Source organism: Pseudomonadota bacterium, from assembly GCA_039193195.1.
Lineage (GTDB): Bacteria > Pseudomonadota > Gammaproteobacteria > Steroidobacterales > JBCBZW01 > JBCBZW01.
This window is the reverse complement of sequence record JBCCWS010000001.1, coordinates 445,238-463,241: the sequence shown is the minus strand read 5'-3', so window position 1 is coordinate 463,241 and position 18,004 is coordinate 445,238. Positions and strand designations below refer to the sequence as shown.

The 18,004-nt window shown below is 63.8% G+C and carries 17 protein-coding genes; 13 read left to right on the top strand and 4 right to left on the bottom strand.

Annotated elements, in window-relative coordinates:
* The first annotated feature begins 1 nt into the window (after position 1).
* The 3 genes from AAGA68_01980 to AAGA68_01970 all read left to right on the top strand — a co-directional run bounded on the left by AAGA68_01980 (position 2) and on the right by AAGA68_01970 (position 4,103).
* On the top strand, positions 2–2,065 hold the full coding sequence (locus AAGA68_01980; GenBank protein ID MEM9383802.1) for a methyl-accepting chemotaxis protein: 2,064 nt from the start codon (positions 2–4) through the stop codon (positions 2,063–2,065).
* Between the two features lie 128 nt (positions 2,066–2,193).
* Entirely contained in the window at positions 2,194–3,009 is an 816-nt protein-coding gene (locus AAGA68_01975) for a protein-glutamate O-methyltransferase CheR (GenBank protein ID MEM9383801.1), read from the top strand.
* Positions 3,006–4,103, top strand: a complete 1,098-nt coding sequence (locus AAGA68_01970) for a chemotaxis response regulator protein-glutamate methylesterase (protein ID MEM9383800.1) — start codon at positions 3,006–3,008, stop codon at positions 4,101–4,103. Before AAGA68_01975 ends, AAGA68_01970 begins: the two co-directional genes overlap by 4 nt.
* A 23-nt stretch (positions 4,104–4,126) precedes the next feature.
* Here AAGA68_01970 and AAGA68_01965 read toward each other — a convergent pair whose 3' ends face one another.
* Both AAGA68_01965 and AAGA68_01960 read right to left on the bottom strand, forming a co-directional pair.
* Positions 4,127–4,816: a nucleotidyltransferase family protein gene (locus AAGA68_01965; protein MEM9383799.1), complete on the bottom strand. Its 690-nt coding sequence runs from the start codon at positions 4,814–4,816 to the stop codon at positions 4,127–4,129.
* Between the two features lie 5 nt (positions 4,817–4,821).
* On the bottom strand, positions 4,822–5,931 hold the full coding sequence (locus AAGA68_01960; GenBank protein ID MEM9383798.1) for a phosphotransferase: 1,110 nt from the start codon (positions 5,929–5,931) through the stop codon (positions 4,822–4,824).
* Between the two features lie 152 nt (positions 5,932–6,083).
* Between AAGA68_01960 and AAGA68_01955 the strand changes: the two genes are divergently transcribed.
* The 10 genes from AAGA68_01955 to kynU all read left to right on the top strand — a co-directional run bounded on the left by AAGA68_01955 (position 6,084) and on the right by kynU (position 15,934).
* The gene (locus AAGA68_01955; protein ID MEM9383797.1) at positions 6,084–8,201 is read left to right on the top strand and encodes an LPS-assembly protein LptD; all 2,118 of its coding nucleotides are present in this window, start codon (positions 6,084–6,086) and stop codon (positions 8,199–8,201) included.
* A gap of 25 nt (positions 8,202–8,226) precedes the next feature.
* Complete coding sequence (locus AAGA68_01950; protein ID MEM9383796.1) at positions 8,227–9,549, top strand: peptidylprolyl isomerase; 1,323 nt, start codon at positions 8,227–8,229, stop codon at positions 9,547–9,549.
* Positions 9,550–9,565: 16 nt separating this feature from the next.
* On the top strand, positions 9,566–10,552 hold the full coding sequence (gene pdxA, locus AAGA68_01945) for a 4-hydroxythreonine-4-phosphate dehydrogenase PdxA (GenBank protein MEM9383795.1): 987 nt from the start codon (positions 9,566–9,568) through the stop codon (positions 10,550–10,552).
* Positions 10,549–11,337 (top strand): 16S rRNA (adenine(1518)-N(6)/adenine(1519)-N(6))-dimethyltransferase RsmA, encoded by a 789-nt coding sequence (gene rsmA / locus AAGA68_01940; GenBank protein MEM9383794.1) that lies wholly within the window; start codon positions 10,549–10,551, stop codon positions 11,335–11,337. Before pdxA ends, rsmA begins: the two co-directional genes overlap by 4 nt.
* A gap of 67 nt (positions 11,338–11,404) precedes the next feature.
* On the top strand, positions 11,405–11,845 hold the full coding sequence (locus tag AAGA68_01935; GenBank protein ID MEM9383793.1) for a universal stress protein: 441 nt from the start codon (positions 11,405–11,407) through the stop codon (positions 11,843–11,845).
* Positions 11,846–11,883: 38 nt separating this feature from the next.
* On the top strand, positions 11,884–12,276 hold the full coding sequence (apaG, locus tag AAGA68_01930) for a Co2+/Mg2+ efflux protein ApaG (protein MEM9383792.1): 393 nt from the start codon (positions 11,884–11,886) through the stop codon (positions 12,274–12,276).
* The gene (locus AAGA68_01925) at positions 12,276–13,121 is read left to right on the top strand and encodes a symmetrical bis(5'-nucleosyl)-tetraphosphatase (protein MEM9383791.1); all 846 of its coding nucleotides are present in this window, start codon (positions 12,276–12,278) and stop codon (positions 13,119–13,121) included. Before apaG ends, AAGA68_01925 begins: the two co-directional genes overlap by 1 nt.
* An 8-nt stretch (positions 13,122–13,129) precedes the next feature.
* Entirely contained in the window at positions 13,130–13,666 is a 537-nt protein-coding gene (locus tag AAGA68_01920) for a 3-hydroxyanthranilate 3,4-dioxygenase (protein MEM9383790.1), read from the top strand.
* 124 nt (positions 13,667–13,790) lie between these two features.
* Entirely contained in the window at positions 13,791–14,642 is an 852-nt protein-coding gene (locus tag AAGA68_01915; protein MEM9383789.1) for a cyclase family protein, read from the top strand.
* On the top strand, positions 14,639–15,934 hold the full coding sequence (gene kynU, locus AAGA68_01910) for a kynureninase (GenBank protein ID MEM9383788.1): 1,296 nt from the start codon (positions 14,639–14,641) through the stop codon (positions 15,932–15,934). Before AAGA68_01915 ends, kynU begins: the two co-directional genes overlap by 4 nt.
* A 159-nt stretch (positions 15,935–16,093) precedes the next feature.
* Here the strand turns inward: kynU and AAGA68_01905 are convergent, their stop codons facing one another.
* Entirely contained in the window at positions 16,094–17,278 is a 1,185-nt protein-coding gene (locus AAGA68_01905) for an aromatic ring-hydroxylating dioxygenase subunit alpha (GenBank protein MEM9383787.1), read from the bottom strand.
* Positions 17,275–17,865, bottom strand: a complete 591-nt coding sequence (locus tag AAGA68_01900) for a PEP-CTERM sorting domain-containing protein (protein MEM9383786.1) — start codon at positions 17,863–17,865, stop codon at positions 17,275–17,277. Before AAGA68_01900 ends, AAGA68_01905 begins: the two co-directional genes overlap by 4 nt.
* Positions 17,866–18,004 lie beyond the last annotated feature (139 nt).

The following is an 18,004-nucleotide window of genomic DNA, read 5'->3' as shown; positions in this document are numbered from 1 at the left end:
AATGCGACTTACCATCAAACTCAAGCTCACAGGTGCCTTCACGCTTCTACTCGCGTTCGCCGGCGGCCTTGGCTATATCGGTATCGACAAGCTCGGGGGCATGAACGCTCGACTCAAGACGCTCGCCACCGAGTCGACGATGCGAGTGACCACGGCGCAGGACATTCAGCGCCTCGCCTTGGAGATCGCCCGCTCCGAGAAGAACATCGTGCTCGCCGAGGACCCGGTAGTCGTGGAGCGCTATCAGCGCCTGATCGACAGCAATCGTCAAGAGATCGAGCAGAAGCTGAGCACCCTGAAGGCGCTCATCGGTGATGGCAGCAACGCGGACGTGGCCGAATTCGAAGCTGCCTGGGCGGGCTACGTGGAGAACAACGCCCAGGTGATCCGCCTGTCCATGCTCAACTCCAACGCTCGCGCCCGTGAGCTGTCGTCGAACGAGGCGCGGGAGGCGATTGGCACCGCCGAACGGGCGATAACCACGCTTCTCGATCGCGCCGCTAGCATCCCGCAGATTGCGGATCAGGCCCTGCTGACTATCGCGCGCCTGAAGGAAGACATGGTGCAGTCCGTACGCTCTGAGAAGAACCTGATCATCGCCAACGACGATGACGAGATGAGCAAGCACTTTGACAACGCACAAGCCCGTTACGCCTCCGCCGATGAGAAGGTCGAAGTGCTGCGAACTCTGTTCGCCGGCAGCGGCGGGCAAGCGATGTCGCAGCTGACAGAGGGGTGGGGAGGCTACAAGCGCTACGCCACCGCCGCCATGGAGACCTCCATGGAGAATGGCAACCGGCGCGCCTTCGAGCGCTCCGCGGGCGAGGGCGATGAGTCGCTCTCTCGCACCCGCGAGGCACTGCGCAACCTCGTCACTAGCAACCTCGCCGCCATGGAGCGAGACACGCAGATCAGCGATCAGAGCTACAAGTCGGCCCGAAATACGCTGCTGCAGATGGTGGTGGCCGTACTCGTCGTGGGGTGCGCTGCAGGCCTGTGGATCTCCAGCACGATCACCACGGCCCTCAACAAGGCGGTCCGGATGGCCCAGGCGGTGGCCAAGGGCGATCTGACCGTGTCGGAGACCGTGAGCGGTAACGATGAATTCAAGGACTTGCTCGATGCCAACGCGACGATGCTCACACGCCTTCGCGACGTGGTGAGTAACGCGGCCCACACCGCCAACCAGGTCGCCCACGGGAGCACTAAGCTGGCCTCCTCTGCGGAACAACTCTCCCGCGGCGCCACCGAGCAGTCGTCAGCCACGCAGGAAGCCTCATCAGCGGTGGAGGAGATGGCAGCCAACATTCGTCACGCCGCGGACAATGCCTCCACCACCGAGACGATCGCCGACAACGCGTCGGGCGATACGCGCTCGAGCGGCGAGGTGGTCAACAAGGCCCTGGCCTCCATCGAGACGATCGCCGAGAAAATCAACATCGTGCAGGAGATCGCTCGTCAAACGGATCTTCTCGCCCTCAACGCGGCGGTGGAGGCCGCGCGTGCTGGTCAACATGGCAAGGGCTTCGCAGTGGTAGCTGCAGAAGTGCGCAAGCTGGCCGAACGCAGCCAACAGGCTGCGGCGGAGATCAACGAACTGAGCAGCGAAACCCTAGGCTTGTCCAAGGAGGCTGGCGCGAAGCTAGAGGCCTTGGTGCCGAACATAGAGCGCACTGCTGAGCTCGTGCGAGAGATCTCAGCGGCGAGTCGAGAGCAGAATATCGGCGCGGAGCAGATCAACGAAGCGATGCGCCAGATGGACGGCGTCGTGCAGCAGAACGCGAGCGCTTCGGAAGAGGTCTCGAGCGTATCCGATGCGCTTGCCGGCCAGGCCTCGGAGCTACAGTCGCTGCTCGCGTTCTTCAAGCTCGATGACCACGTCCGCCAGGGCACGCCCGTGCTCGGCGCCAGCAGCGCAACGGCACCCACGCGCTCGACGACGTCCACCGCGACTCGCCGACCCTCCCCACCACCTGCCGCCCATGACGATGGCTTCGCCATCGACCTTTTGGGCGGAGAAGAGGTGGACGACACGCACTTCGAACCTTATAGAGACGCTGGCTAAGACTTCTGGAACGGTGCACCAGCAGTTAGCTGGTGCACCGCTCAGCTCCGGTACATCCAACTTGTCGTCGACCATTACCAGTGCAACAACCGATCACTGCAAGCGCGTTCGCCGCGGGACCCGTTGCGATGCTCGCACGCTACATTTTCGACCACTGGGGCTTAGTCATCGACGAGCGCCACCGGTCCATGCTGCAGACCCGCCTTCAGCGTCGCATGCGCGAACTCGGCAAGCACTCGCTGGAAGCCTACTGCGAGTACCTGTTCAGGCAGGGGGGTATCGGTAGGGAGCGCGATCTGATCTGCGAAGCAGTGACCACGCAGACCACCAGCTTCATGCGCGAGGCTCACCACTTTGAGTACCTCACGCAGGTTTACCTTCCGCAGATTCTTGGCGCCCATCGGCGCGGAGGACGACTCCTGCGCACGTGGAGTGCAGCCGCCTCTATCGGCCAGGAGGCGTACACGTTAGCGATCGCGCTGGCCGAATACCAGCGACTTCAGGGCGGACCCGCCTTTGAGATCTTGGCCACGGATATCAATGCGCAGGCGCTACGCCAGGTACAAAACGCCATCTATCCGGCGAAGGACGTGGACACGCTCGATCAAGCCTTGCGCGAGCGCTACTTCCTGCGCGGCCACGGTCGGCTGACCGGGTACGTTCGCATAGCGCCCGACCTGCGACGCCGCGTGACCTCGCGGCAGCTGAATCTGGTGGAGACACCCTACTCAGTCGCCACCGGATTTGACGTCATCATGATCCGCAACTGCCTTATCTACTTCGATAGTCCGAATAGGCTCAAGGTGGTTCGAGCTCTGCGGGACCGACTTGCGCCCGGGGGGCTGTTGATCACCGGACATTCCGAACACTTTCCTGCGAAGGACCTCGACATGGAGGCGGTCGGGCCTTCGCTCTACCAGCGTCGTAGCGGAGGTACTCGATGAGCATCGAGGTCCTGATCGTCGATGACTCTGCCACCGTGCGTGAGGCACTGCGCGAGATGATCGATAGCCAACCGGACATGCGTGTCATGGCGACCGCCCACGATCCGTTTCAGGCCGTCGACGTGATCAAACAGCGGGTGCCGGATGTGATCGTGCTGGACATCGAGATGCCGCGCATGGACGGCCTCTCGTTCTTGCGCCGAATCATGTCCCAGCGACCGATTCCCGTAGTGATCTGCTCCACCTTGATCAACGGCAAGAACGCAACCTGCGTGGAAGCGCTGCGAGCGGGTGCCGTCGATGTGATGAGCAAGCCCAAGCTCAGCTCCTCGGCGGCGATCGAAGAGGGCAAGATCATCATCACGGACAAGGTGCGAGCAGCCGCGAGCGTTCAGCTGTCCCCAGTACGCAAGCGCACGGTGCGCCAAGCGCCGCCGATCGGACGACAGGAAAGGCACACGGCCGATGTGGTGCTCCCGGCCAAACGCCTGGCGGTTTCCGCAAGCAAGCGGCGCAGCCCCTTGGTCGCGATCGGCGCCTCTACCGGAGGCACGCAAGCGCTAGAGACCGTGTTCGAAGACCTCGACGATACGGCCCATGGCATCGTCGTCGTGCAGCACATGCCCGAACACTTCACGGCGGCATTCGCCCGTCGCTTGAACGCCGTCTCTAAGCTCGAGGTGCGCGAAGCGCAAAGCGGGGATGAGGTCGAACCTGGCCTCGCGCTCATCGCCCCGGGCGGTCATCACCTGATCGTGCGCCCGCGCGGCGATTGCTACAGCTGCCAAATCGTGGACGGCCCCCTAGTCTCGCGACACCGCCCGTCCGTGGACGTCCTATTCCGCTCCGTCGCGCAGACCGCCGGGGATGCCGCCCTCGGCGTGATCATGACGGGCATGGGAGACGACGGGGCCCGTGGTTTAGCTGAGCTTCGTAGCACTGGGGCACTGACAGTGGGTCAGAGCGAGCGCTCGTGTGTCGTCTATGGAATGCCCGCCGAAGCCGCCAAGCTGGGCGCGGTCGCCAAGGAAACAGACCTCAAGGGCATCACCCGAATTGTCCAGTCCTTCGGACGCGCCGCAGCTCGCCACTGAGCAATCGAATACTATAGGCGAGATCAAGGCTGGCGCTCGCCGAATTCGCGTGCCAACTCGGCGAGTCGCTGGGGCGTACCAACATCACTCCAGGGATATCGATGCAGCGCGCCGCTCAAGCGATCGTCCCGAGCCGCGTCGAATAGCAATGGAGCGAGAGGAAAGCGCGAGCGGCCACTGAAGCCGCATACATCGATCCGCCTGAACAACCCCGCGCACAGGCAGGCAACGCCAGCGTAGGTGTACTTCGGATCGATTCGACGTACGCGAGCATCCTCGGTCAGCGCGAAGTCGTGGCGCTCTTTCCAGGAAGGGGAAGGCACCAGCATCAAAGCACCCTCGTCGCCCTCGCACATGGTGAGGGATTGCCACCAGGATGCGAGACCCTCCACCCACACATCGCCATTGATCACCAGGAACGGCCCTTGACCGAGCCAGCTCAGCGCGCGGAATATCCCTCCCCCGGTCTCCAAGGCACCCTCGGGCTCAGGTGAGTACACGATGCGCAACCCGAAGCGTTTACCGTCACCAAGCACCTCACGGATCTGATCACCTAGCCAACAGATGTTGATCAACACGTCGCGCACGCCGATCGACTGAAGACTGCGCAGGTGGTGCACGATAAGCGGCTCACCGCCAACCCGTAGCAGGGGCTTCGGCGTGCGGTCAGTTAGGGGGCGCATGCGCACGCCTCGCCCCGCCGCCAACACCATTGCCCTCACGAAGCGCTCTCCTCGCGGCGCACGCGGGCCACCGCCGCATCGTCCTCGGCACCCAGATTCGCAATCAACTCACCAAGCGCCTTGAAGGCCCTGTGACGGGCGCACGCATCGATCAGGTAGGCTCGCACCCGGGGCAAGTACTGCAAGTACTCGGCGCGACCATCTCTGTAGTACAAGCGAGCGAAGATCCCGAGCACCTTCAGGTGCCGCTGAATCGCTGCCCAATCGACCTGCTCGCCCAAAGCCTCGAGGGATGGCACAGATGCCCGGCCTCTCGCCTGTGCGTCGATCCCCTCTTGGTAACGCCGCAGGCAGCGTTGCTGGAACGCGATCGGCAGCTCGAGATAGCAATCGCGCAGAAGGCTGGCGAGATCGTAGGCTGGTGCGCCTCGCACCATGTCCTGAAAATCCACCACACCGGGCAGAGGCTCGCTGCACATGAGGTTGCGCGAGTGATAGTCGCGATGGACAGCAACCGGTGCTTGCGCAAGGGCGTAGGCCACGAGTTGCTCACCTGCCGGGTGCAGGACCGGCGCGTGGCAGGCGGCGGGCAAACGAAGGTGGTGTTGCAGATACCAGTCTTCTAGGGTAGACAACTCACGCCGCAGCAATGCCTCATCGTAAGCCGGAAGGGCGGCGGTGAACTCAGGGGGTGCGCACTGCAGGCTCACCAGCGCGTCGATCGCAGCGTCGTACAAAGGTCCAACCGTTCTAGGATCACTCTTGAGGGCCGCGAGGTACGTGGTAGGCCCCAGATCGCTCACCATGGCGAAGCCAAGCGTGAGATCGGCCGCGTAGATCTGCGGCACATGGAGCCCTAGCGTTCGCAGGCGCCGCGCCAGGGTGACGAAACGTCCAAGGTCTTCCTGGGGTGGTGGCGCATCCATCAGAATGACGCTCGAGGGTGTGCCTTGCACACGCCACGGCGCCGTGCCACGTAAGCCCCCCGATGGCAAGACTCCATCGTCGCCCAGAGTCAGGCGATAATAGCGCCGGAAACTCGCATCCGAAGAGGCGGGTACCAAGCCGTCCCGGGGAATCTCACCCAAGTATTGGGCCAGCCAGTTGCGCAGCTGACGCTGTCTTGAGGAGTCTTGCACTGCCACCACCAGGATCGAACGCTCGCGCGCGCCACCGCGCCATTGTACGCACGCTACGGAGCTTAGCGGGCGGGCACAGCACTTGGCACTCGGCGACTCGCCTGGCACTCGCCTCGCTTGGTTCGACGCTAGCCCTAGCCGCCGCTCAGGCAGAGCCCTTGCAGTGCTTCGCGCCACCGGGCGCAGACGACCTTCCCCCACCGGCGCCCGAGGAGAGCCTTACTCGCGTGCTGGTAGAGGCGGACTCGGCCCAGGTGAGCAGCCGTGGCGAATCGGTGCTCACCGGCGATGTCACCGTGACCTACGAAGGCCGTCAGCTGCGAGCCGATGAGGTGCGCTACGACCCGCAAACTCGGCGCATGCGCGCCAGCGGTAACGTGCGCTTGCTAGACCCACTACTGCGCATTGATGGCACAACTGCGGACTACGCCCCCGAGAGCGCCGCCGGCTCGTCCTTCAGCGATGCAAGCTTCAAGCTGCTCGACCAGCCGGGACGCGGCGGCGCCGAGCGAATTCGGCGCGTCGACGACGACGTGGCCGTGCTCGAGAATGTCACCTACACCGGCTGTCCTGAGCAAACCTCCGGTTGGCGCCTACGCGCCCCCTACATTCGCTTGGATCGGGAGAAGGACGTAGGCACCGCGCGAAACGTCCGCATTACCTTTCAGGGCGTACCCATCCTATACGCGCCTTGGCTCACCTTCCCCTTGAGCGACAAGCGCAAGAGCGGATTGCTGACGCCGAGCTTCGGCGCGTCTAGACGCAGCGGTACCGATATCGCCATCCCGTGGTACTGGAACATCCGGCCGAACATCGATGCCACTTTCACGCCGCGCTTATTGACCGACCGAGGCACCCAACTGCGAACGGACTTTCGCTACCTGTTGCCCAAGAGCGAGGGCGAAGCGCGCTTCGAGTTCTTGAGCAACGACGATCAAACCGGTCGCAACCGAAGCTTCGGCACGCTCTACCAACAGACCCGCATCAGCGACGTTCTGACGCTCACTGCCGACCTGGCACGCGCCTCCGACGGCAACTACCTGGAGGATTTCGGCGGTTCGCTCAGCGGCGCGAGCATCACCCACCTCGAGCGCCGTGTGGACCTGACCCTGCGTGAGGAAAGGTGGAACCTCCTGGCGCGCGTGCAGGACTTTCAAACCCTGGACGCCAGCATCCCGCGCTCAGCGCGACCCTACGAACGGGTGCCGCAGCTGGTCGGCGGCGGGCGCTGGCCAAACCTGTGGAAGGGCATCGACTTCGCCCTGGACGGTGAACTCGTCAACTTCGATCGCGCCGACGGCGTCACGGGCGTACGTCTCGACACCGCCAGCACCTTCTCCGTGCCGCTCACCCGCCGCGGGATCACCGTTCTGCCGGCGGTGACCGTCTCCCACACACGCTACGCCCTCGCCGATCTAGAGGAGACTGGCATCGACAGTAGCCCCTCGCGCACCCTACCGATCGTAAGCCTCGATGCGCGTGCGACCTTCGAGCGTCAACCGCGCAAGGGTGGCCCGATCCAGCTGCTCGAACCACGTATTCGCTACACCTACATTCCCTTCCGCGAGCAGGATGACCTGCCCGTGTTCGATACGGGAGCGCCCGATCTGAACCTCGTTCAGCTGTTTCGGTCAAACCGCTTCGCAGGCACCGATCGCATCGGCGACGCCAACCAGGTAAGCGTCGGCGTGACCGGACGACTCATCGATCAGGACAACGGCAAGGAGTTCCTCACGGCCACGGTGGGCAGCATTATCTCCTTTGCTGACGAGGACGTGACCATCCCGGCGGGTCGGCCCGAGGTGGACGATCTCTCGGACCTGTTGGCAGAGGTGGGCCTGCGCCTGGCGGACCGCTGGAATGCGGACGTGGGCTTGCAGTTCGATGCGGGCACCCGCAGCTGGGACAAGGCGGCCGTTCGCGTGCAGTTTCGACCGGGAAAACGGAGCGTTGTAAACGTAGGCTACCGATTTCGCGATGATGATCTTGAGCAGACCGACCTCTCCTTCGCCTTTCCCCTTGGGAATCGGTGGGAGTTCGTCGGGCGCTGGAACTACTCCCTCGATGAGCGGGAGACCCTCGAGCGCTTCGTCGGCGTCGGCTACGAGAGCTGCTGCTGGGCCCTGCGCCTGGTGCAGCGAAACTTCGTCTCCACCCGCCTCGGGGATCGAGACAACCAATTTTACGTTCAATTCACGCTGAAGGGCCTGACCAGCATCGGGTCGGCGACAAGCCGCCTACTTGACCGTGGTATCCTAGGATATTCAGACCTTTAGCCCTGCCCAACGTCACGGAGCCAGCATGCGTCACAACCGCACCGGTACCCGCCGCCGCGGCGCCATCACCCTATTCACCTTATTTGCCACCTCGCTGCTCAGCACCCACGCTCAGGAGCTGCCGAGCGCAGGCATGCTCCTCGATCGAATCGTTGCCATCGTCAACGAAGGGGTTGTCCTGCAAAGCGAGTTAGATGAGGAGATCGATACGATCGGCCAGCGCCTGCGCGAACAGGGCACTATGCTCCCCCCGCGGGACATCTTCGAAACTCAAGTCCTCGAACGCTTGGTAGTACGCCAAATCCAGCTACAGCGCGCGGAGCGCTACGGCATGCAGATTGACGACAACCAGCTGAACCGCGCCCTCACGGCCGTTGCAGAGCGCAACGGCATCAGCTTTGCCGATCTGCCGCGCGCCCTCGCCGCTCAGAACATTGACTACGTTGCCTACCGTCGCCAGCTGCGCCAGGAGATGATCATCGAGCAGCTTCGGGCGCGTGATGTCATGTCGCGCATCAACATCACGCAGACCGAGATCGATCGTCGCCTCGCCGAGCAGGCGGGCCGCGATACGAGCATTGAGTACCTGATCAGCCACATCCTGGTGTCGACACCGGACGCCGCATCGAACGAAGAGATCGCCGAAGCCAGACAGCGCACGAACGAGCTGCGCAATCGCATCGGCGAGGGCGAGGATTTCGGTCAGCTGGCCGTGAGTTACTCCTCAGGTCAAACCGCGCTCGAAGGCGGCGACCTCGGTTGGATGAACGTGTCCCAGATGCCGACCCTGTTCGTGAACGTGATCACTCGCCTAGCCCCGGGGGAGATGTCCCAACCGATTCCGAGCGGTAGCGGATTCCACCTGATTCGCCTGGAAGAAACGCGAGGCGCTTCGAAGATGATGGTGCAGCAGGCCCACGCCCAGCACATCCTCATCAAACCCAACGAAGTGGTGACCAACAACCAGGCGTATCGCCGCATCCAGGAGCTGCGCGACCGCATCGTCGGCGGCGAGGACTTCGAACTGATGGCGAAGCAGTACTCGGAGGATCCGGGCAGCGGCAACGCCGGCGGTGACCTCGGCTGGACCTCGCCCGGCTCCTTCGTGCCGGACTTCGAGAAGATGGTGTACGGCCTGCAGCCCGGCCAAGTGAGCGAGCCCGTGCGCACGCAGTTTGGGTGGCACATCATCCGCGTGCTCGGCTTCCGCGAATACGATCGAAGCGAAGAGGTGGCCCGTCAGGAGGCAATCCGCGCTCTGCGCCGCGACAAGCAAGTGGTGGAGACCGAGCGCTGGATTCGCCAGCTGCGCGACGAGGCCTACGTCGAAACTCGCCTCGAGTCCTAGCGAGGGACGATCAACCTTGACGCTGCTGCTCAGCACCGGAGAGCCGGCGGGGATCGGCCCAGACATTTCCCTAGCCTTAGCGGCAGATCCGAGCGTTCGCCTCCCTGCGCTCATCGCCCTTGGCGATGCAGAGGTACTCGATGAGAGGGCCCGTCGACTCGGTCTGACCTTAACCCTCGAGCGGGTGGAGTCGCCGCAACAGGTCGAGGGTGCCCATCGCCCGGGGCACCTGCCCGTTTGGCACTTCTCCGTACGCGATCGGGTCGAGCCCGGCGTGCTTAGCACGGGCAACGCCGCGAGCGTGCTGGAGATGCTCGGTGCTGCTACCGACTTGTGCCGTGCATCCCCCAATCGCCATGCCTTGGTGACTGCTCCGGTACACAAGGGGGTGATCAACGATGCGGGTGTGCCGTTCACTGGCCACACGGAGTTCCTCGCCGATCGCGCCGGAGTGCCACGCACGGTGATGCTGCTGGCCGCCGGACGCTTACGCGTGGCGCTCGCCACCACCCACCTCCCGCTCGCCGAGGTGAGTGATGCCCTGACGCCGGAAAGCCTAACCAGCACGGTTACCTTGCTCCGCGAAGGCCTCGTTGAACGCTTTGGACTGCAGCGCCCGCGCATCCTAGTGTGCGGACTCAACCCCCACGCCGGCGAAGACGGTCACCTCGGTCGCGAGGAGATAGACGTCATCACCCCCACCTTGGCCCGCTTGCGCGACAGCGGCGTCGACGGTTTGGTGGGCCCCCTCCCGGCCGACACAGCGTTCACGCCCAGAGCCCTGGCCGATGCCGACGCGGTACTGGCGATGTACCACGACCAAGGCCTCGGCCCGCTCAAGGCCGTCGGCTTCGGTGAGGCGGTCAACGTGACCTTGGGGCTGCCATTCGTGCGCACTTCCGTCGACCACGGAACGGCCCTCGACATCGCCGGCACGGGCGCCGCGGAGCACGCCAGCCTGCTGAGCGCACTGCTGCTGGCGAGCGAACTGGTCATGCGGTGAGCGAACACATTCCGCGCAAACGCTTCGGCCAACACTTCCTGCACGACCCGCAAGTGCTGAGGCGAATTGTCGATGCGATCGCCCCCGCGCCCAGCGATCGTCTAGTCGAGATAGGCCCCGGGCAGGGTGCGCTGACCGCGCCGTTGCTCGCCCGCGGCGCGACCCTCACCGCGATCGAACTAGATCGAGACCTTGCGCCGGCCCTCGCTGAGCTGCCGGGGGCAGCACAGCGGCTCTCGGTCCTTCAGAGCGACGCGCTGACTCTCAACTACGCTTACCTAGCAGATTCGCTCGGTGGGCCGCTGCGCCTGTGCGGAAACCTGCCGTACAACATCTCCACGCCCCTAATTTTCCACTTGCTCGGGTTCAGAGGGCATGTGATCGACATGCACTTCATGCTGCAAAAGGAAGTGGTCCTTCGAATGGCGGCGACGCCCGGCAGCAAGACCTACGGCCGCCTGTCGGTGATGCTCGGTGCCGTCTGCGAGGTGGAAATGCTCTTTCATGTGGGACCTGGCGCGTTCAACCCGCCGCCGAAGGTGGATTCCAGCGTAGTGCGCATTCGGATCCCACGGCGAGCACCAGTGCAAGTCGATGACACAGCCCTGTTTGCCAGTCTAGTGCGCCAAGCTTTCTCGATGCGCCGCAAGACCCTGCGCAACGCCCTCAAGCGCCTGGTGGATGCGAGCACCATCGAAGCGGCCGGGCTCGACCCAGGTGCGAGACCAGAAACGCTGACGGCGGCTGACTACGCCGCCCTCACACGAGCCGCCGCCACCCCCTGAAGGGGCTGAGCCAGTGGCCTATACTGGCGCCGGGGCGCCTTATCCGCCCGATCAGGAAACACCGCAGATGAGCGACCCCTACCGCACAATACTGGCCGCCGTCGACCTTTCCGACGACAGTCATCAGGTAGTGGCCCGGGCCATGGCTCTCGCCCGCGCGCAAGCTTCTGCCCTCATTTTACTGCACGTGATCGAGATGACGCCGACTAACGCCGGCAGCAAGGCAGCGACACCGCCACCACCCTTGACGCAAGAGCTCGAAGCGAGCGCACGCAAGCGCTTCGATGCCCTCAGCGAGCGCTTTCACCTGGGCGACGTGCAGCAAGTGATACGGATCGGTGGCCTACGAGATGAGATCGTCGCACTGGCAGGCGAACAAGCGGTAGATCTAATCGTACTCGGCAACCGTGAACGGCACGGCCTCGCACTCATCTTGAATCTGACCGAGGACACGGTGCTGCACGCGGCACCTTGCGACGTTCTGGCCGTTCGAATCACCGCAAGCTAAGGACGTGAGAGCAGCATGAATCACGATGGGAGAGCCACATGATCGAGGGCACGGCAGACGACGCTCACCCCATCGCGGTGGAGGTGCAAACCCAGTTTCTCGACGAGCAGTCAGATCCCAGCAGCAGTCGCTACGTGTTCGCCTACACGATCACTATGCGCAATCACGGCGATCAACCGGCTCGCTTGCTCACTCGCCATTGGCTGATTACCGATGCAAACGGCAAGGTGCAGGAGGTAATTGGCGAGGGCGTTGTCGGCAAGCAACCCTACCTTCGCCCTGGGGAAGACTTCAGCTACTCCAGCGGCGCCATCCTGGAGACCCCCGTCGGCGCGATGCAGGGGCACTACGAGTGGATAGGTGACGATGGCGAGCGCTTTCGTGCGCCGGTCGACCCTTTCACTCTTGCCATCCCCCGCGCCCTCAACTAGTGGCCGTATACGCGATCGGCGACCTACAGGGCTGCGCCGAAGCACTCGAGCGTCTCCTAGACAGGCTTCGCTTCGACCCAACCGCTGATCGACTGTGGTTTTGCGGTGACTTGGTCAATCGCGGCCCGAACTCGATCGGGGCCCTGCGCCTAGTCCACTCCCTCGGCGATGCGGCGATCGCCGTGCTCGGCAACCACGATCTACACCTGCTGGCGGTCGCCGCCGGCGTGCGCCCGGCCCGCCCGCACAAGGGAGACACGCTAGGCCCGATCCTGAATGCCGACGACGGCGCCGAACTGCTCGCCTGGCTGGCACGCCAACCGCTCGCCCACTACGACGCCGAAGTGGGCTGGCTAATGGTACACGCAGGCCTACCACCGCAGTGGAGTCGCAACGATGCGCTCACCTACGCGGCAGAGGTGCAGGGCGTGCTAAACAGCGGCGAAGCTACGGCTTGGCTCTCGCGCATGTACGGCAACGATCCCGATCAGTGGCACCACGACCTAGCGCGCGATGAACGCCTACGATTCACGGTCAACTGCCTCACGCGCATGCGCTACTGCACCTTGCAGGGGCAGCTGAGGTTCAAGGCAAAAGGTGCCCCAGGCAGCCAGCCCGAAGGGCAGCTGCCCTGGTTCGCCGTGCCCGGACGCCGCTCCGCAGACACGCCCATCGTCTTTGGTCACTGGTCGACGCTCGGCCGCTACCGCGCCTACAACGTGCTCGGTCTCGACACCGGTTGCGTGTGGGGCGGCTGCCTCACGGCAGCGCGACTGGCCCCGCATCCGGTAGACTTCGTGGAGGTCGACTGCCCTGGCGGCCTGCCCGTGGACGAGCACTCTTAGGGGAAACGATGGCCGATCCATCACCAAGTCGTGCGCCCTTGCCTGCACCGATCAACTTTCTCCAGTGGATCGATGAGAACCGAGATGCCCTCAAGCCTCCCGTGTGCAACAAACGCGTCTTCCCCATGGGCGAGTTCATCGTGATGGTCGTCGGCGGGCCGAACAGCCGCAAGGACTATCACGATGACCCCGGCGAAGAGCTCTTCTACCAGGTGGAGGGCGATATGCTGCTGAAGACCATCCAGCACGGCGAGGTCGTCGACATCCCCATACGGGAGGGGGAGATGTTCCTCCTCCCCGCCCACGTGCCGCACAGTCCCCAGCGCTTCGCGCACACCGTCGGACTGGTCGTCGAGCGCCCCCGACTTCCCAGCGAAAGGGACGGCTTCCTTTGGTACTGCGAGAACTGCGGTGCGCAACTGCACAGCGAGTACTTCGCCCTAGAGAACATCGAAACGCAGCTGGCACCGCTGTTTGCCAAGTTCGCCGCCAATGAGGCACTTCGCACGTGTCGTCGCTGCGGCACGGTCCAAGACCCCTCATGAGAACCGCTCTCACGATGCTGAAGATCGGCCACGGCACATCGGAGTGGCTGCGGTCCTACCTCACCCAGCGCTACCGCTGCAGGTTCCCCTTCCTTGCTGCGCTAACGGGCAGGACATAAGCGCGATGCACGGCGTAGTGATCTGCGAGATTTGCCTGGAAGGTAACCGCTACTTGGCGCGCTTGGATCAGCCGGCACGACTGCACATTCCACTGCATTTCGATCAGACAGACGATGAGCACGAGCCGGCGCTACAACCGAACCATTTCGAGGCACCGCGCGCTCGCGCCAAAGCCTTGAAGGGCGATGGCTTCACGGCAGACACGCGCCTTGGCGGTAGTTGCAACGCGCTTACGCTGGAGCTCACTCCCCACTGCAATGGCACTCACACGGAGAGCGTCGGCCACTTGACGCACGCACGGTGTAGTGTGGATGAGTTGCTCCTCGAAACCCTGATCCCGGCCGCCGTGATCAGCATTACCCCGTGCCCACCCGCCGAGTCCGAGGAACGGGCCCGCCACGCGCTTGTGAACGATGATCGACTGATTACCGCCGAAGCCCTGGCTAAGGCCCTAGCCGGCGTGCCCACGCTACCGGGGCTGATCGTTCGCACCTGGCCGAACGACCCGGACAAGCGCCATCGCACCTACGAAGGTGCCTCGCCGGCACCCTTCTTCACCCTCGAGGCAGCCGCATTCGCTCGCGACCGAGGCGTACGCCATCTCCTCGTTGACGTACCCTCCCTGGACCGCGCTCACGACGAAGGCCACCTCGGCGCTCACCGCGCTTTCTGGGGCATGCGCGAGGGTGAACACATACCAGCGCCTGGCCGCGAGCACTGCACGATCACGGAGATGATCTACGCAAATGATAGCGTCGCCGATGGCCTCTACCTACTGAATCTGCAAATCGCGCCATTCAATTGCGACGCAAGCCCCTCGCGGGTATTCGTCTATCCGCTGGAAATGGCTCGATGAGCGAGCGGGCAGGTGAGTTCGATGAACTAACTCTGGACTTGGCTCTCGCCCAACGCTTAGACGATCAGGACCCACTCGCCGGCTTCCGCGATCAGTTCCATTTCCCGCTCAACGCCGGGGAACCAGTACTGTATCTGTGCGGTAACTCCTTGGGCCTGCAGCCACGCAGCACCCGCACCTTCGTTGATGAGCTCCTCGCGAGCTGGGCGCAGCGCGGCGTCGAAGGGCACTTCGAGGGAGCACGACCCTTCGCACCCTATCACGAGTTCGCGCGCGACGGCCTAGCACGGCTCGTGGGCGCCAAGCCGATCGAGGTGGTGGCGATGAACTCGCTCACCGTAAACCTACATCTGATGCTGGCTAGCTTCTATCAACCGAAGGGCCGTCGCCGCCGGATGGTGATCGAACGCGGCGCCTTTCCCTCAGATCGTTACGCCCTGCACTCGCACCTGCAGGTGCGCGGCATGGATCCCGAGCGAGACCTGGTAGAACTGGTCCCCCGCGAGGGTGAGCGGTGCCTGCGCACGCAGGATATCTGCGCCGAACTCGATGCCCTCGGCGACACCCTTGCCACGGTCATGTTGCCCGGCGTGCAGTACTACACCGGCGAGGTGTACGACATGGCGAGCATCGCCGAGACCGCGCACCGCTGCGGCGCCACCGTAGGCTTCGACCTAGCACATGCGATCGGCAACATCCCCTTGGCACTCCACGAGTGGCAGGCAGACTACGCCGTTTGGTGCAGCTACAAGTATCTGAACGCAGGCCCAGGCGCGGTCGCGGGCGCCTTCGTACACGAACGCCACGCACACCAGGCGTTGCCGCGGTTCGCGGGATGGTGGGGCCACGATGCCGAACGCCGTTTCGAGATGGGGCCGGAGTTTCACGCCACCGCTGGGGCAGATGGCTGGCAGCTGAGCAATCCTCCCGTCCTCGCCTTGGCCCCCGTGCTCGCTTCCCTGGAGATCTTTGACGAGGCCGGCATGCCCCGACTTCGCGACAAGGCCCTGCGGCAGTGGTCTTTTATGCATGCCTTGCTACGCAACCGACTAGGAGACCTCGTCGAGCTCATCACGCCCGTGGAGCCGCTGCGCCATGGGTGCCAGCTCAGCCTGCGCCTTCGCGGGGAGACGGCGCACCGGCGCGACGTGTTCGCGCGCCTGGCAGCCGCTCACGTGGTGTGCGACTGGCGCGAGCCAGACGTCATTCGCGTTGCTGCCGCACCGCTGTACAACCGCTATGAAGACGTATGGCGTTTCGTCGAGGTGCTTCATTCGCTGCTGAAGGACTGAGCAAGGCTGCCAAGCCATGACCGGCTCGACGACACCAACGGCCGCTGTCAGCATCGTTGGCGCAGGCCTTAGCGGCGCCCCACCTGGCAGTGTTGCTGGCTCAACGGAGCTTCGAGGTCGATCTTTGCGAGGGGCGCCCAGACCCGCACCCTGACCGACTCAGCCTTGCACGGTAGTGGCGCTCTGCAGAGCCCCCTGAAGCCAGCCCGCGTACCACGCGTCGAAACCGTGTACGCACGCCTCACTCGCATGGTAAGGACCTGGCGCGTAGCCGCGGGCGCGCACGCCGTCCTGGTTGCGTTCGCACAGCTGCCAATCCTGCCGGTTGGTCAGATCCCAGAACTGCACCGCATCTTCGATCGCCTCTCGATAAGCTAATGCTTCTGGTAACACTAACCAATCGCAGCTCACTCGCGTGCGATTCGGTGCCATTGGCGTCAGCACGTGCAGGAGCACGTAGTCCGGGTGCAGGCTCAGCAGGACATTGGGGTAGATCACGTAGTAATGCACGAGGTGACGGTCGGACGCGGGCACCGATGAGATGCTTGGCAAGCGCGACCGGCCCGTCATCGACATGGTGCCTACGTTCTCTCGCAGCGCCATGGGCCCGCCGTTGAAAGACTCCCCGAAATGCGTCTCGGCAGGTGCGGTCTGATCGCCTCCCCCCACGTAGTCGCTGATCCGGGCGAGCTGCGGGTGCGAACCCGGACAGTGATAGCACTCACTGTAGTTCTCGCACAGGAGCTTCCAGTTGGCGCGCACCTCGTACACTTCGCGGTGCGCCAGACGCAAGCTGGGCAGAGCGTAGGGCGACAGGTCCGGCAAGTCATGCCATTGCTGGGCTAACGGCACCGCGCTTGGGTCTAGGTTAACCAGCACGTAACCCTGCCACTCGGCGACTGCGACCGCTGCCAAGCGGCGCTGCGGCACCTCCGCCTGCCGAGGCACGTGCGTGAGTCGGCCGTCCAGCGCGTAGCACCATGCGTGATAGGGGCAGCGAATCTGCTGCACTTCACCCTGGGCTTCATCGATCAGGCGGGAGCCGCGATGCAGGCAAACGTTGTAGTGTGCGTGGAGTTCGCCGTCGGCGGCGCGGGTCAGCAATAGGGGCTGCTCGAGCAGCTCCACGCGACGGTAGCTCCCAGGCTTGGCAAGGTCTTCGCTACGCGCGACGGGATGCCAGGCACGTTCGAACAACGCGAGCTGCTCAAGGCGGAAGATCTGCGAGTCGTGGAAGCAGGCGCCGGGGAGGGTGTGGGCGTGCTCGAATTCCCGGCGAGTATCGCCCAAGGCGAGGTAGAAGCGGCTACCGGGAGTGAAACCGGCAGCCGCGGGGGAGGTCATTTGCGGCGTGAGAACCCGAGGGCAAGGCCGCCGAAGGCGATGAGCGCGAGCACGCTAGGCTCAGCCACATCCATCATGTCGTCGCCCACCCGACCGGTGAACGCGAAGTTCATCTGACGACCGTCCATCTCCAAGGTGGTCCCGCTGAGGAACGCACTGAAGACGCCGTTTTCGATGGTGGTGGTGTTGAAGGGCGTTCCGTCGATGTTCTCGTTGTTGAAGAGGATGGTGAACTCTTCGTCGTCGAAGCTGCCCATGAGCATGCCACCGAGGAAGCCGTCGGTGTCGTTGATGTTCAAGCTCATGCCCGTGATCGCTAGGAGGCCCGAGTCGCCATCAGCGTTTTCCAGCAGAAAGCGCTGCTCGCTGGTCAGGCTGACGATGCCATCCGCAGCATCGAAATCGAACTCAAAGGGCGTATCGTCTTCGAAGAAGAACGGCATGTCCATCTGGTCAGGCTGGTAGAAGCTGAACAGGTTTTGGTCATCGTTAATGATGATGCCGTCGATCACGTCAGCGTGTGAGACGCTCGCCGCGAAGGTGAGCAGCGCGGTGGCGAAAACCGCCCGGCGGGTGTTCGTGTGCATCGGTCTAGTTACCTTATCGTGTCCGTACGAAAAGACTCGTCGTGGTCCCGGTTCTTTGCGCCGGGTGACGAGCGGCATCCCCCTCAGCGGTAGCAAGTGGCGTGCCATTCCCTGACAGCCCGCAAAACTCCTGCTGAAT

What these genes read in the sequence shown, in the direction of transcription:
- AAGA68_01980 (MEM9383802.1), top strand. Translation starts at nt 2, where the DNA reads ATGCGACTTACCATCAAACTCAAGCTCACAGGTGCCTTCACGCTTCTA.
- AAGA68_01975 (MEM9383801.1), top strand. Translation starts at nt 2,194, where the DNA reads ATGCTCGCACGCTACATTTTCGACCACTGGGGCTTAGTCATCGACGAG.
- AAGA68_01970 (MEM9383800.1), top strand. Translation starts at nt 3,006, where the DNA reads ATGAGCATCGAGGTCCTGATCGTCGATGACTCTGCCACCGTGCGTGAG.
- AAGA68_01965 (MEM9383799.1), bottom strand. Translation starts at nt 4,816, where the DNA reads ATGGTGTTGGCGGCGGGGCGAGGCGTGCGCATGCGCCCCCTAACTGAC.
- AAGA68_01950 (MEM9383796.1), top strand. Translation starts at nt 8,227, where the DNA reads ATGCGTCACAACCGCACCGGTACCCGCCGCCGCGGCGCCATCACCCTA.
- AAGA68_01935 (MEM9383793.1), top strand. Translation starts at nt 11,405, where the DNA reads ATGAGCGACCCCTACCGCACAATACTGGCCGCCGTCGACCTTTCCGAC.
- apaG (MEM9383792.1), top strand. Translation starts at nt 11,884, where the DNA reads ATGATCGAGGGCACGGCAGACGACGCTCACCCCATCGCGGTGGAGGTG.
- AAGA68_01920 (MEM9383790.1), top strand. Translation starts at nt 13,130, where the DNA reads ATGGCCGATCCATCACCAAGTCGTGCGCCCTTGCCTGCACCGATCAAC.
- AAGA68_01915 (MEM9383789.1), top strand. Translation starts at nt 13,791, where the DNA reads ATGCACGGCGTAGTGATCTGCGAGATTTGCCTGGAAGGTAACCGCTAC.
- kynU (MEM9383788.1), top strand. Translation starts at nt 14,639, where the DNA reads ATGAGCGAGCGGGCAGGTGAGTTCGATGAACTAACTCTGGACTTGGCT.
- AAGA68_01905 (MEM9383787.1), bottom strand. Translation starts at nt 17,278, where the DNA reads ATGACCTCCCCCGCGGCTGCCGGTTTCACTCCCGGTAGCCGCTTCTAC.
- AAGA68_01900 (MEM9383786.1), bottom strand. Translation starts at nt 17,865, where the DNA reads ATGCACACGAACACCCGCCGGGCGGTTTTCGCCACCGCGCTGCTCACC.